The following is a 13,656-nucleotide window of genomic DNA, read 5'->3' on the forward strand; positions in this document are numbered from 1 at the left end:
CCATAGGCGTCAGCGGACGGCCATCGTCCGGCATGCGATGCTGCGGGCGGCCAGAAGCACGCAGGCGACATCGGCCTCTTCATGATCCCGGAAGCCTGCGAAGCGGGCCCGGTACAGAACCACCGATCCGGCCGCACTTTCGGTGACGATCGGCAGTTTTTCGTCCAGCATCCCATCGGCGCCCTGCCGCGCCTCCGCCAGCATGTCCATGGCGATGGCCATGGCGGGCGTCGCGGCGATCTGGATGATCCAGCGCTCCGGGCCATCGGCCGCAGCGGGAGCGGCGGCCGATCGAGCCTCTGCCTGCGGCGTGGCCGAGGCCACGGCAAGGGATGCCATCTCTCTGGATGCCGGCGCCGGCACGGGCTCCGAGATATCCTCTGCAGGCTCGATATCGGTCAGCGCCGAAGGCAGCGCATCGGTCCCCACCTCCGAATCATCATCGGCCACGAGCGCCAGGGCTCCGGTGCCCTGCAGGGCATGGGCCGTTTGCGCCGGTTCCGATTCCCGCAGCATCTGCGCCATGGCGCGCGTGGCGCCGCCGGGCGCCGAGGCCAGGATAAGCGCGGGCTCACGCTGCGCGGCGCGGGGCACCGGAACGTCGGCGGCCGATGCCACGGCCGTCACGGGTGCCGCTGCCTCTGCTGCCACTGCGGCCGTTGCCGTGGCCTTTGCCGGTGTCGATGCCGCCACGACGGAGCCGACCGTGGTCTGCCAGTCGATGCCCTTGGCCGAGGCCATCAGCGGCTCGGCCGGGCCGTCGCTGGCGCGGGGCAGGGTTTCTTCGATCAGCTTGACCATCTCCCGGTCCCGGGCGGCCACGGAGGTGCCCCCCAGAATGACCGCCACGATGCTCTTGCGACCGCGTACGACCGAGGTGGCGAGGTTGAAGCCGGCTGCGTTGGTAAAGCCTGTCTTCAGGCCATCGAGGCCCTTCACGCGCCCCAGCAAATGGTTGTGGCTGCGGATGGTCTGACCCTGGAACGGGAAGCTCTGGACGGAGAAGAGGCCGTAATATTGGGGAAAGTCCCGGCGCAGCGCCAGGCCGAGCCTGGCGAGGTCCCGGGCCGTGGTCACATGTTCCTTGTCCGGCAACCCATGCGGGTTGCGAAAGACCGTGCTGCGCATGCCGAGCGCATGTGCGCGCTCGGTCATCATCCGGGCAAAGCCCTGTTCGGACCCGCCGAGATATTCGGCGACGACCGACGATGCATCGTTGGCCGACCGCGTCGCAAGGCCCAGCAGCGCGTCGTGCGCGCTGATCGTGCTGCCGGCGCGCAGCGCCAGCTTGGATGGGGGCCGCGCCGCCGCATAGGCCGAGACGGGAAGCTGCGTGTCCATCCGCATGCGCCCGGCCTTGAGCGCATCGAAGGCCATGTAGAGCGTCATCATCTTGGTGAGGGAGGCCGGGTAGCGGCGCGCATCGGCATTGACGGCCTTCAGCACGGACCCGTTATGCGCGTCGATCACGATGACGGCGTAACGGTCTGCGGCCAGAGCCTGGCCTGTCGGCAGCGCCAGGACCGTCATCAGCAACAGGAGAAGAGTCAGAAACGGGCGGTGCACGCAAAAAGCCTCTCGACAGGCCGTGCGCCAGCATCGATCGGCGGTATCACGGGCCTGTGAACCCTTTAGCAGCCGACCGCTTACCAAAGGCTTACACCGGCCGGATCAGGGCTTGTGCTCGAGGAGGACGGTCGCTTCCTTGGTGATGCGCCCCTTCACCTTGTCGGCCAGGGCGGCAAGGAACATGGGCAGGTCGATTTCTACATGGACGTGATCGTCCAGGACATCGAGCCGGCCGTTGATGGCCTGTCCCATCATGCGGGCGCGAAAATCCAGGTGGTCGCCGGTCCAGACATCCTCGAACTTGATCATGCCGCCGGTTGCGTCCGAGCGGATGCGGTCGAAACCGCCGATGATCCGCTGACGGGCGGCGTCCCGCGACAGCTTGTGGGGGATGTCGAGCTTCACGGTCTCGGCCATGCGTGCCTCCATGGTTCGGCACTTCTATGGCGGGTTCGGGCCACGCTGGCAACAGCCGCGCGCCCCGAACCGATTTGCGAAGGGAAGGCGCGCCTCAGGCGGACGCGGCCGCCGTCGAACGCTGCCCGCCGGAGCGGCGCCGGCGATTGCCGTTGCCGTTGCCGTTGCCGCCGTTGCGCTTGCCTTCGGCCGGGGCGGCATGGTGCCGTTCGCCACCCTGCTTGGGCTTCTGGCCCTGCGGGCTGCGGCCGGCGGGGCGGCGCTGCGGCCGGCCGCGCCGGGGCGCTTCGTCGGACGGCGCGGAGGCGAGCGTCGCGTCGTTGACGTAATCGGTCTTCTGCACGTCGAAGCGCAGCCCGGTCAGCTTCTCGACGCTGCGCAGCTTGGCGCGCTCGGCCGGATCGCACAGCGTGATGGCGATGCCGGACTTGCCGGCCCGCGCGGTGCGCCCGATGCGGTGCACGTAGCTTTCCGGCTCTTCCGGCAGGTCGAAGTTGATGACATGGCTGACATCGTCGACATGGATGCCGCGGGCCACGATATCGGTGGCCACCAGCACCTTCAGCTTGCCGGCATGAAAGTCGTTCAGGGCCTTCTGCCGGGCCGACTGGCTCTTATTGCCATGGATGGCCAGCGCCTCGATGCCGGCCTTTTCCAGATCGGCGGTCAGCTTGTTGGCGCCGTGTTTGGTCCGCGTGAAGACGACCGTCTTCTCGAAGCGGGGCAGGGCGTCGATCAGCCAGAGCTTCTTGGCCTTTTGCGGCACCAGGAAGACGCTCTGGTCGATCTTCTCGACGGTCACGACTTCCGGGGTCACCTCGACGCGCACCGGCTTGGACAGGATGCGCCCGGCCAGTTCCTCGACGTTCTGCGGCATGGTCGCCGAGAAGAGGAGCGACTGACGCTCGGTCGGCAGCATCTTCACGATGCGCATGACATCGCGCACGAAGCCCATGTCCAGCATGCGGTCGGCCTCGTCCAGGACGACGTGCCGGACCTGCGCCAGGCTCAGCGCCTTCTGGTCGATCAGGTCGAGCAGGCGCCCGGGCGTGGCGATGACGATATCGACGCCGCGGCGGGCGGTTTCGATCTGCGGGCGGATGGAAACACCGCCGAAGATGGACATGTGGCGGATCGGCGTGCCGGCCGAATAGGCCTTCACATTTTCGGCGATCTGGACGGCGAGCTCGCGCGTCGGCGCCAGGAACAGCGCCTTGCAGGTGCCGGGAGCCGGCCGGCCGCCCTTGCGCAGGATGGCATCGATAACGGGAAGCCCGAAGGCGGCGGTCTTGCCGGTGCCCGTCTGGGCGATGCCGAGCACGTCGCGCCCGGCCATGACGGACGGAATGGCCTTGCCCTGGATCGGGGTCGGCGTGACGATGCCCATTTCACGGAGGGCGGCGAGCAGCGCTTCGGACAGGCCGAGCGCCTCGAATTGGGGTTGGGTCAAGAAATACCTGTCGATGGTGCAGGAGCGTCTTGCACCTGCGAAATGGCCGAACGTCTTCGCGCGGAAGCGACAATTCGGCACGGAACCGTGGCCGGACCTTGTGAAGGCCAGGCGGGCGCACGTGCGACATGAAACATGGACGGGCGCAGCGCGATCACGGCGTGACGCCCTGCATATCGCCTCTTTCGCACTGCACGTCAAGTGAAAGCGCCGGGCTGGGCGGAAAGACCCGCCGCCGTCAGCCTTCCAGTTCGGCGCGCAGCATCTCCAGTTCCAGCCACTGATCCTCGGCGGCGGCCAAGGCTGCGCGCTTGTCCGAGATGGTCTTGGCCAGCGCGTTGAAGCGGGTGGGATCGCGGTTGAAGAGCTTGGGATCGGCCATCTCGACCTCGGCGCGGCCGATCTCGGCTTCGAGCTTCGCCATTTCCTTCGGCAGATTCTCCAGCGCGAATTTCTGCTTGTAGGACAGCTTGGCCGAAGCCCGGCCGGCCGGCTCGGTTGCCGCCGCTGCCTTGCCGTCCGGCCGTGCCTTGGCGTCCACCTTTCGGGCCTGGTCGCGGGCGCCGTTCTTCTGTGCCAGCATGTCGGAATAGCCGCCGGCATATTCGAGCCAGCGGCCGTCCTCGTCCGGTGACAGGACGCTGGTGACGGTGCGGTCCAGGAAGTCACGATCATGGCTGACCAGGATGACCGTGCCGGGATAGTTGGCGATCAGTTCCTGCAGGAGGTCGAGCGTCTCCATATCCAGATCGTTGGTCGGCTCGTCGAGGACGAGCATGTTGGCGGGCGTCGCCAGGACCTTGGCCAGAAGCAGCCGCGCCCGCTCGCCGCCAGACAGGTTCCCGACCGGCGTGCGGATCTGCTCGGGCTGGAAGAGGAAGTCCTTGAGGTAGCCGGCGACATGGCGGGCTTCGCCATTCACCATGACCTGGTCGCCACGCCCGTCGGTCAAGGCCTCCACCACGGGAACGTCGTCCCGCAGCCGCGCGCGCTTCTGGTCCAGAAAGGCGATGTCGAGCTTGGTCCCCAGCCGGATCTCGCCGGAATCGGGCGGCGTCTCGCCGATCAGCATGCGGATGAGGGTCGTCTTGCCGGCGCCGTTCGGGCCGACCAGGCCGAGCCGGTCGCCGCGTTGGATCCGCGTGGAAAAATCGCGCACCAGCACCCGCTCGCCATAGGCCTTGCTGACGTTGCGCGCCTCGATCACCAGCTTGCCGCTTTCCCGGACATCGCCCGAGGACATTTCGACCGTTCCCACGGCGCGCCGCGCATCGCGCCGGTCGGCCCGCATCTGATGCAGATTGGCGAGCCGGCGCTCGTTGCGGGTCCGCCGGGCCGTGACGCCGTAGCGCAGCCAATGCTCCTCGCGCTCGATGCGCCTGTCGAGCTTCTGGAGCTGGATCTCCTCTTCCTCGAGCTGCTTGTCGCGCCAGGCTTCGAACGCACCGAAGCCTTCGTTGATGCGCCGTGCGACGCCGCGGTCGATCCAGACGGTGGCCTGCGTCGTGCGCTCGAGGAAGCGCCGGTCGTGGCTGATGATCACGACGGCGCTGCGCATGGCGCGGATCTCGTCCTCCAGCCATTCGATGGTCGGCAGGTCCAGATGGTTGGTCGGCTCGTCCAACAGGACGATGTCGGGCTCCGGCGCCAGCACGCGGGCCAGCGCGGCGCGGCGCGCCTCGCCGCCCGAAAGATCCTGCGGCCGGGCCTGCGGCGACAGGGAAAACCCGTCGAGTAGCCGGGTGACGCGCCAGGGATCGTCGGCCGGGCCGAGACCTGCCGATACGTACTCCTCAACCGTCAGCGCATTCCCGAAATCGGGCTCCTGCGCCAGGTAGCGGATCGTTGCGCCCGGTTGGCGGAAGACCTCGCCCCGGTCTGGCTCCACCACGCCCGCGGCGATCTTGAGAAGGGTCGACTTGCCCGATCCGTTGCGCCCCACCAGGGCGATCCGGTCCTGCGGTAGGACGTTCAACTCCACCCCCGCCAGGAGCGGCGTGCCGCCGAAGGTCAGTCGGATGTCGTCGAGGCGAAGGAGAGGGGGAGAAGCCATGGCGGCTTCTTATCCGATGCCTTATCGCGTGGAAAGCGCGCCTTGGCCTAGACCCTCAGCCGAGACCCTTCGCCCGCGCCTCGGCAAGCTCGGCCTCCAGCATGGCCTCCCGCTCCGCATTGGGGCGGGAGAACCGTGCCAGCGCCAGATAGGCGATCGGCGTCAGATACAGCGTGGCGATGGTGGACAGGCCGAGCCCGCCCACGATGACGTAGCCGAGCGATGCCCGCGCCTCTGCGCCCGCACCCGTCGACAGGATCAGCGGGATGCCGCCCACGATGGTCGCGCACATGGTCATCATGACGGGGCGCAGGCGAATCGATGCGGCTTCCTCCACCGCCGCCCGCACGCTGCGTCCCTCTTCGCGGAGCTGGTTGGCGAACTCGACCACCAGAATGCCGTTCTTGGCCATGATGCCGACCAGGAGCACCAGGCCGATCTGGCTGTAGAGGTTGAGGCTCTCGCCGAAGAAGACGAGCGCATAGACCGCACAGGCCAGCCCGAACGGAACGGTGATGACGATGATCAGCGCCGACACGAAACTTTCGAACTGCGCGGCGAGGACCAGGCAGACGATGACGATCGCAAAGCCGAAGACGAGGGCGAGTCCGGTGGAGGCCTGGAGCAGCGTCGCCGCTTCGGCCAAAGGCACCAGGCGCACGCCGTCGGGCAGATGCGGCCCGGCGAAGTCGGTCAGGTCCTGCCAGCCTTCGCCGAGCGAATAGCCGGGCTGCAGGTCCGCCGACATGCCGACGGCGCGGCTCTGATTCTCGCGCGAGAGGTTGGGCGCGATCGCCTCCTCGCTCAATGTGGCGATGGTGGAAAGCGGAACGAAGCGGCCATCGCCTGTCCGCAGGAAAATGCTGGACATGTCGGCCGGATCGTTGACCGGCTGGCTGGAGGAAATGAGCCGGATGGGGACGGAGCGGTCCTCCACGAAGGTGGTCCCGATCTCGCGGCCGTCGAGCAGGGCCTGGACCGCGGTGGCCAGTCCGTCGATGTCGATGCCGAGGTCGGAGGCGCGCTCGCGGTCGATGTCGAGCGAGAGCTGCGGCTGCGTCGTGTCGAAGGCCAGTTGCACTCGGCCCCAACGGCCATCGGCCGCCATGGCCTCTCGCAGGGTTTCCGCAGCGTCGGACAGGGTGTCGTAATTGTTGCCGGCCAGGGCGAACTGAAGCCCGCGCCCGCCGCCGCGAATGCCGAGGGAGTTGGGCTGGATCACGCGGGCCTGAACGCCCGGGATCTGCGCGAAGGCCGCGTTGAGTTCTTCGGCGATATCCTGCTGGCTGCGGTCGCGCGCGCTCCAATTGGCAAGCGGCATGACCATGAAGGCCGAATTGCCGGTGGCGATGCCGATTCGCGCATAGACGCTCGTCGCCTCCCCATGGTCGACATAGGGCATGACGACCGATTCCACCTTGCGCATCTGCGCGTCCAGATAGTCGAGGCTCGTGCTCTGCGGCGCGGAGATCATCATCAGCACCGTGCCGCGATCTTCCGGCGGGGTGAGCTGCTGCGGAATCTCGCGGTAGGTGAAGATCGCGCCGGCGGCAAAGACGAGCGCCGCGGCCACCACGACGACAGGATAGTCCAGCGACCAGCGCAGGCTTCGGGCATAGACATGGCCGAGCCGCGTCCCGAGCCGGGTCACGGCCTGCTTCAGGCGGCCGGGAGCGGCCTGGTCCTGCCGTTCGCCGATGATGCGCGATGCCAGCATGGGGCAGAGGGTGAGCGCAATGAAAGAGGACAGCGTCACCGCGATGGCCAGGACGAAACCGAACTCCCGGAACAGCCCGCCCGCCACGCCGGGCAGGAAGGAGATGGGCACGAAGACGGCCGCCAGCGTGGCCGTGGTGGAGATGACGGCGAAGAACACCTCCCGCGTGCCCAGCACCGCCGCGGCCTGGGGCTTCAGACCCAGATCGCGCCGGCGCACGATGTTTTCCAGAACGATGATCGCATCGTCCACGACCAGTCCCGTCGCCAGCACCAGCGCCAGGAGGGTGACGATGTTGATCGAAAAGCCGACCAGCCAGACGCAGGCGATCACCCCGATGAGTGCGATGGGGATGGTGACGGCCGGAATGAGCGTCGCGCGCATGGACAGAAGGAACAGGTAGATCACCGCCACGACGATCAGGACGGCGAGCCCGAGCGTCAGCTGGACCTCATGGAGCGAGCCGTTGATGAAAACGGCCTCGTCGCTGATGACGACGACGCGCGTCCCATCCCGGAAGCCAGCATTGAGCTCGTCCGCCGCACGGCGCACCCCTTCCGAAATGGCGATGGAGGAGGCCCCCGCCTGGCGCACGACCTCCAGCCCGATCCCCGTCTGACCGTTCACGCGCAGCTTGGACGAGGCCTCGTCCGGGCCGAAGCGGACATTGGCCACATCGCGCAGGCGCGTGGTGCGATCCACCAGGAGATCGCCGAAGGATTGCGGCGTGACGAGGCTCGCATCGGCCCGCACGACAAGGCGCTGATTGGCCGATTCCAGCGCGCCGGCCGGCACGTCCAACGCTGCATTGGACAGGGCGCTCGTCAGGTCCGCCAGGGTCAGGCCGCGGGTGGACAATTCGTCCGGCCGGATGTCGATGAAGACCTGCCGCTCGCGGTCGCCGCTGAGGGTCACCTCGGCCACACCTTCCACCGCCGCGATGCGATTGGAAATCTGGTCGTCCACAAGATCGGTCAGGTCCTCGATCCGCCGGTCGGGCGACAGGACGGCCAGCCGCATCATGGCATCGGCGTCCGCATCGGCCTTGACGATGCGCGGCTCGTCGGCATCGTCCGGCAGGCGGTTGGCAATGGCTGCAACAGCGTTGGTCACGTCGCTGGCCGCCACGTTCAGGTCCGTCGAGGTCGAAAATTCGATGACGACGCGGCTCTGCCCCAGGCGCGAGGTGGACGAGATGGACACGACACCCGGCACGCGCGCCACGGCGTTCTCCACCTCGCTCGTGACCTGCCGGTCCATCACCTCGGGCGAGGCGCTCTCGAAACTCGTCGATACGGTGATGACCGGCCGATCGACATTGGGAAGCTCACGGATTTCCACCGCGCTGAAGGCGGCCAGACCCGCCACCATGATCAGCATGTTGATGACGAGCGTCAGCACCGGTCGCCGGATGAACAGGGAGGCCAGCCGCGTGATGCCGTCGCCCGCGCTCATCGGGCCGCCTCAGCGCCGGCCGCATGGGCAAGCCTCGGCCGGTCGGGACCGGCCAGCGCAGCACGGCCGCTGCCGCTCGGGGCCTCACGGTCGACGGTGGGGCCGGCCTCCGGCGTCTGCGGCACGTCGGGCAGGGCATCGGGATCCTCGACGCGGACGGGCACGCCGTCGCGCAGCTGCTGCACCCCTTCGGTGACGACAGGCTGGCCCGGCGCCAGCCCCTCGGCAGCCACCAGGACGCGGTCCACATTGCGCTCGATGATCTCGACCGGGACCTTGGCGGCGCGGCCGTCCGTGACCGTCCAGACATAGGCGCCGGCGCGTTCCCACTGGATCGCGAGCGCATCGACGGAAATATAGTCCTGCCCTTCGAAGCCGATATCGACCGCAAAGGACATGCCCGGCCGCAGGCCATCTGCCTGATTGTCGATCGTGGCTTCGGCGCGCAGGGTCCGGCTCGTCTCGTCCAGGCGGTTGTCGAGGGCGGTGATCTCGCCGCTATAGCGCTGGCCGTCGCGCGTCGTCGGCACGGCCGAGACGGGGTGGCCGATCGCCAGTTGCGAGACATAGGCTTCCGGAATTTCGATCCGCATGCGGATGCGGCTGCGATCGTCCACGGTGGCGATCAGCGTGGTGTTGGAGACGTAGCTGCCCGGCTCGATCGTCACGATGCCGACCCGGCCGGAGATCGGCGCCCGGATCTGCCGGTCCGACAGGGCGATTTCCGCCGCACGCAGATCGAGCATGGCCGCATCGGCGGCGCGCCGCACCTCGTCGAACTGGACCGAGGTGATGGAGGAAGAGTCCAGAAGTGTCCGGAACCGACGCACCTGGTCCTGCGCCGCTTCGAGCGCAATTCTGCGGCGATCCACCTCCACGCGCTCGGCATCGTCCTGCAGAACGGCCAGGATCTGGCCCGCCTCGACCGTATCGCCCGAGCGCAGGCGGATATCCTGCACCAGGCCCGATGCGTCGGGCTGTATGGCGACGCTCGACAGCGCCTGGCCGGTCCCGATCACGCGCAGCCTGTCCCGCGTGCGGTCCGCCACCGCCGGGTCGGTGACGACCAGCATCCGGGACAGGGCATCGCTGTCTTGCGCGGGCGTTGCGCCGACCCGCGTTTCGCCGCCGCGCGAGACGGCCTCTACCAGACGCACGAGCGGCCCCGGCAGGCTGTCCCGATGGCTGAGCAGAAGGCGACCGGGCGTCTCGAACGCCCAGAGTGCGACGACGCCGAGCATGAGGAGGACCGCGACGGTCCCCAGGGTCTGACGGATGATGGCCATCGGCGCCTTTCGGTCGGACCTTCGATGGAAGGTCGGAAACTTGTCGATCATACCATGTGCATGGGGCAGGCTGGGACAGGAACGGGCCCGTTGCACTGTCCGTGCCAGACAATACCGGCACAAGGGCGGCACAAGCGTTACGATTTGTATCCGCGGCCACACATCGCCAAAACGTGAAAGGCCCGGCGCGAGGGCCGGGCCTTTCGTCGACGCCTGCGCGTCGGTTACTGCTGGGTCGTCGTTGCGCCGCTTTCGATCCGCATGGAGTCGCGGTTGTCGGCGTAGCTGTCGCGGTCGTATTCCGGCGCAGCCCCGAGTTGTTCCTGCGTGAAGGCGGTGGACAGATACATGGAGCCACCGGAGTCGCGCATGAACTGGAGGTTGTCCATCGCCACGGCGACCGGCTTCGCGCCGATGCCGAGGAAGCCGCCCACATCCACGATCACCGCGTCGACCTGGCCTTCCGGCGTCAGGGCGATATCGCCCACGCTGCCGATGGAGCTGTCATCGGGGCCATAGACCGTGGTGCCGATCAGATTGTCGGCCGTCAGGTCCGCCCCGGCTACCGGCGTCAGATCGGCCGGACGGGCCGTTCCTTCCGTCGAAGCCGTGGTGGTCGTGTCGGTGGCGCCGGTTGCCGGAGCGGCAGCCATGTCACCGGCCGGGGCCGTCGTCGCCCCGCCAGCCGGTGCGGCGGCCATGCCGGTTGCGGCAGCACCGCCGGCAGCCATGCCGGTTCCAGCCGTGTCAGCCGGGGTGGCAGCGGCCGTGCGGGTCTCGTCACGTCCCTCGAAGGGGGCCGCGTTCTCCAGCGCCTCGCGGTCCACCGCCAGGCTCGCATGCTGCTCGCCTTCCGGATTGTTGGTCAGCGCCACCGCGTCGAAGGGCACGCCGACATTCTTCTGGCCGATGCCGAGGAAGCCGCCGACGCCGATCACCAGGCCGGCGATCGTGCCGTCCTCGTTGATGACGAGGTTGTTGATGCTGCCGATATTGTCGGAGTCCGTTGTCGGGCCGGTATAGACATTGTCTCCGACGAGTTCATCCGCCAGATATTGGTCGGCTGCGAGGGTGGTGAGATAGTCGCCGCCCATGCCCGTATTGGCCGTCGCCGTGGCGACATCACCCATATCGTCGGTTTCCGGCGCGTCGGCCATCATGTCGTTTTGCGCAGCCGGAGCGGCCGGAGCGGCCTGCATGCCCGTGGCCGGAGCCATGGCGCCGCCATCGGCGGGAGCGGCCGTCATGCCGCCGGCCGGGGCCATGGCGCCGGTCGTGCCCGCGGCGTCGGCCGTGTCTTGCGTGGTGGTGAAGGTCGGGGCTGCGCTGATCTCGTCGACCGTGGCCGTCAGCATGGCCGTCGGCTCATTCTCCGCATTCATGGACCATTCGAAGAGCTGGAACGGAACGGCGACATCGCGCGATTCATCGCCTAGCGCGCCGCCGGTGCGCAGGATGGCCGCGAGGACCGTTCCATCTGCGGAGACGACGAGGTTCTGGATTTCGCCAGCCTGCTGGTCGCCCGCGACGGACATCATCACCTCGGTGCCGATCATGTCGTCGGACAGGTGCTGATTGGCGGCCAGCGTGGTCATGTAGTCGAAAGCACCGGCCGGAGATGCGGCGGTCGTCTCACCCGTGGCCGGCGTGGTCGCAGCAGGAGCGGCCTCAGTACCCGTGGCCGGGCTGGTTTGCATGGCGGGGGCAGTCGTGGCCGGCGCAGTCGCATCCTGCGCCATGGCGCTCGTTGCCAGCACGGTTGCAAGGGCAGTCGTGGCAAGAAGTCTGCGGATCATCGATGGTTCTCCCAATCCGTTTTATCGGCCGAAGGGCCATGTTTTGCATTCGACGACTTAACCGGAAGACAGAGGTTCGGTTCCCCCGTTCACAGGAGTGTCAGGCAAAAACGATGACACCCAGAAGAAGGAAGATGAGAAGCCCGGCCAGGACGATGAAGATGAGGATCTTCGCGAGGCCGGCGGATGCCCCGGCCACGCCCCGAAAACCCAGAAGGCTCGCGATGGCGGCGACGATGAGAAGTATGACGATCCATTCCAGCATGGTATGTCCCTCGAGCGTTCGTGCGTCCTCCGCATGAACGATTGTCGCCGCAGCGCGTTCCGCTGACGGCCAGGGATCCGGAGGCGCTCCTTATGCATGTGCAGGTTGTTCTGAACCGCAAGGGAGGGACGTTACGGACAGCGGATCTCGATATGCTCACGGCGCTGATCCGCGACGAGTTCGTCATGCACGGGCACCATGTCGAGATCGACCTGGTGGAAGGCAAGGAAATCGGCCGCGCCATCGAGGCCGCCGCTCGGAGGCCGGACCTAGATGTGCTGATGGTCGGCGGGGGCGATGGCACCGTGTCCTGCGCCGCTGCGGCGGTCATGGGAACGGGCATCGCGCTGGCGATCCTGCCGGCCGGGACGATGAACCTTTACGCCCGCACCCTGCAAATGCCCCTCGATCTGCCGGCCGCCATCAATGCCCTGGCCTCCGGCCGGCCGGTCGACGTCGATATTGCCACCGTCAACGACAGGCCCTTCGTCCACCAGTTCGCGGTGGGCATGCATGCGCGCATGGTGCGCACGCGCGAGCGGCTGGACTACGCATCGCGCATCGGCAAAATGTGGGCCTCGACCCGCGCCATCGCCATGACCATGCAACGCCTGCCGCTGGTGCGGCTGGACCTGGAGATCGACGGCAAGCCCGAACAGATCGAGACGCCGGCCGTGGCCGTGTCCAACAATATGTACGGCGCGGGCCATCTGCCCTTCGCCGACAATCCGCGCGGCGGCGTGCTCGGCGTCTATATCTGCGAGACGACGGACCGCCGTGCTGTCATGCGGCTGGGATGGGATGTCTGGCGCGGTCGGTGGCGGGAGAACCCGTCGCTGCGGGTGGTGACCGCCGAGAAGGTCGATCTTTTGTTTCCCGGCCTTGTCGGCGACCGCCGCGCCGTCCGCGACGGCGAACTCGAAACGCTTGAGCCGCGCTCGCACATCCAAATCCGCCCGGGCAAGCTTAAGGTTCTGGCGCCCGAGGAAGCAAGCTACCTCTGAACGGCAAAGGGCCCCGTGCCGCCCTTGGCGCACGGGGCCCTGAGTGCATGCGCGCCTGGCTCAGGCGCGCTCGATGCCCCCATCGGCCGCGTCGTCGGCATCCGGCACGCCATAGGCATGGCCGCCGCCGGCAAGCATGCCGAGCGCTTCGTTGATCTGTTCCAGGAGCGGGTCGAACGTTCCGTCCCGATCCAGTTCCTCACCCGTGCCAAGGGCCGCACTCAAGGCGTGCAGCCGCTCGACGCGCTCTTCGATGGGCATGGTCGTGTCGTTCAGAATGTCTTCGATGTCCGCGGCGCTGACATCGTTCGCCGTGTCGGCCTGGGTGCCGACTTGCAAAGGGCGGGGGAAGGTGTCGGACATCGGATCCGCCTCCTTATTGCCCGGGCGCGTTGTCTTGGCCCGGCGTCACCGTGCCGGTCTGCGACTGGCCTGCCGGCGGTGTGGCCGGTGCGACATCGCTCTGCTCGGCGCCACCGATATTCTGGTCCGGCAGAACGCGGCCGTAGAGCCCAAGGCCGGCAAAGACGATGAGCGCAAGCGCCAGACCGACCAGGAGTATCGTCAACGTGCGGCTGCCGCGGGCACCCTGCTTGGCTTCGGTAGACTTGATTTCTTCGACCATACGTTCCTCGTCCATGTCG

11 protein-coding genes are annotated in these 13,656 nt (G+C 67.6%); 1 reads left to right on the forward strand and 10 read right to left on the reverse strand.

Annotated features, from left to right (window positions below):
- Positions 1–9 precede the first annotated feature (9 nt).
- From AUL30_RS07725 to AUL30_RS19265, 8 genes are all read right to left on the reverse strand, one after another.
- Positions 10–1,566 (reverse strand): D-alanyl-D-alanine carboxypeptidase family protein, encoded by a 1,557-nt coding sequence (locus tag AUL30_RS07725; RefSeq protein ID WP_062227295.1) that lies wholly within the window; start codon positions 1,564–1,566, stop codon positions 10–12.
- Between the two features lie 105 nt (positions 1,567–1,671).
- Positions 1,672–1,986 carry a polyhydroxyalkanoic acid system family protein gene (locus AUL30_RS07730; protein ID WP_062227384.1) on the reverse strand — a complete coding sequence of 105 codons (315 nt, stop codon included), beginning with the start codon at positions 1,984–1,986 and terminating at the stop codon, positions 1,672–1,674.
- Positions 1,987–2,080: 94 nt separating this feature from the next.
- Positions 2,081–3,436 (reverse strand): DEAD/DEAH box helicase, encoded by a 1,356-nt coding sequence (locus tag AUL30_RS07735; RefSeq protein ID WP_062227296.1) that lies wholly within the window; start codon positions 3,434–3,436, stop codon positions 2,081–2,083.
- A 238-nt stretch (positions 3,437–3,674) separates the two neighbouring features.
- Complete coding sequence (locus AUL30_RS07740) at positions 3,675–5,489, reverse strand: ABC-F family ATP-binding cassette domain-containing protein (RefSeq protein ID WP_062227297.1); 1,815 nt, start codon at positions 5,487–5,489, stop codon at positions 3,675–3,677.
- 55 nt (positions 5,490–5,544) lie between these two features.
- The gene (locus AUL30_RS07745; protein ID WP_062227298.1) at positions 5,545–8,661 is read right to left on the reverse strand and encodes an efflux RND transporter permease subunit; all 3,117 of its coding nucleotides are present in this window, start codon (positions 8,659–8,661) and stop codon (positions 5,545–5,547) included.
- Complete coding sequence (locus AUL30_RS07750) at positions 8,658–9,947, reverse strand: efflux RND transporter periplasmic adaptor subunit (RefSeq protein WP_192843033.1); 1,290 nt, start codon at positions 9,945–9,947, stop codon at positions 8,658–8,660. The genes AUL30_RS07745 and AUL30_RS07750 overlap by 4 nt, the downstream gene beginning before the upstream one ends.
- 224 nt (positions 9,948–10,171) lie before the next feature.
- Entirely contained in the window at positions 10,172–11,743 is a 1,572-nt protein-coding gene (locus AUL30_RS07755) for a PRC-barrel domain-containing protein (RefSeq protein WP_062227300.1), read from the reverse strand.
- A gap of 100 nt (positions 11,744–11,843) precedes the next feature.
- A complete protein-coding gene (locus tag AUL30_RS19265; protein ID WP_083507758.1) occupies positions 11,844–12,008 on the reverse strand; it encodes a DUF1328 domain-containing protein in 165 nt (54 codons plus the stop codon).
- Positions 12,009–12,100: 92 nt separating this feature from the next.
- Between AUL30_RS19265 and AUL30_RS07760 the strand changes: the two genes are divergently transcribed.
- Positions 12,101–13,012, forward strand: coding sequence for a diacylglycerol/lipid kinase family protein (locus AUL30_RS07760; RefSeq protein WP_062227385.1), 912 nt, complete (start codon positions 12,101–12,103; stop codon positions 13,010–13,012).
- A gap of 60 nt (positions 13,013–13,072) precedes the next feature.
- Here the strand turns inward: AUL30_RS07760 and AUL30_RS07765 are convergent, their stop codons facing one another.
- Positions 13,073–13,375: a hypothetical protein gene (locus AUL30_RS07765; protein WP_062227301.1), complete on the reverse strand. Its 303-nt coding sequence runs from the start codon at positions 13,373–13,375 to the stop codon at positions 13,073–13,075.
- A gap of 13 nt (positions 13,376–13,388) precedes the next feature.
- On the reverse strand, positions 13,389–13,652 hold the full coding sequence (locus AUL30_RS07770) for a flagellar basal body-associated FliL family protein (RefSeq protein WP_157069987.1): 264 nt from the start codon (positions 13,650–13,652) through the stop codon (positions 13,389–13,391).
- Positions 13,653–13,656: the final 4 nt, after the last annotated feature.

The sequence above is a fragment of the Aureimonas frigidaquae genome, from assembly GCF_001463905.1.
GTDB classification, from domain to species: Bacteria; Pseudomonadota; Alphaproteobacteria; order Rhizobiales; family Rhizobiaceae; genus Aureimonas; species Aureimonas frigidaquae.

Coding starts and splice junctions, on each gene's coding strand:
- AUL30_RS07755 (WP_062227300.1), bottom strand. CDS start 11,743: ATGATCCGCAGACTTCTTGCCACGACTGCCCTTGCAACCGTGCTGGCA.
- AUL30_RS07770 (WP_157069987.1), bottom strand. CDS start 13,652: ATGGACGAGGAACGTATGGTCGAAGAAATCAAGTCTACCGAAGCCAAG.
- AUL30_RS07760 (WP_062227385.1), top strand. CDS start 12,101: ATGCATGTGCAGGTTGTTCTGAACCGCAAGGGAGGGACGTTACGGACA.
- AUL30_RS07730 (WP_062227384.1), bottom strand. CDS start 1,986: ATGGCCGAGACCGTGAAGCTCGACATCCCCCACAAGCTGTCGCGGGAC.
- AUL30_RS07750 (WP_192843033.1), bottom strand. CDS start 9,947: ATGGCCATCATCCGTCAGACCCTGGGGACCGTCGCGGTCCTCCTCATG.
- AUL30_RS07745 (WP_062227298.1), bottom strand. CDS start 8,661: ATGAGCGCGGGCGACGGCATCACGCGGCTGGCCTCCCTGTTCATCCGG.
- AUL30_RS19265 (WP_083507758.1), bottom strand. CDS start 12,008: ATGCTGGAATGGATCGTCATACTTCTCATCGTCGCCGCCATCGCGAGC.
- AUL30_RS07740 (WP_062227297.1), bottom strand. CDS start 5,489: ATGGCTTCTCCCCCTCTCCTTCGCCTCGACGACATCCGACTGACCTTC.
- AUL30_RS07765 (WP_062227301.1), bottom strand. CDS start 13,375: ATGTCCGACACCTTCCCCCGCCCTTTGCAAGTCGGCACCCAGGCCGAC.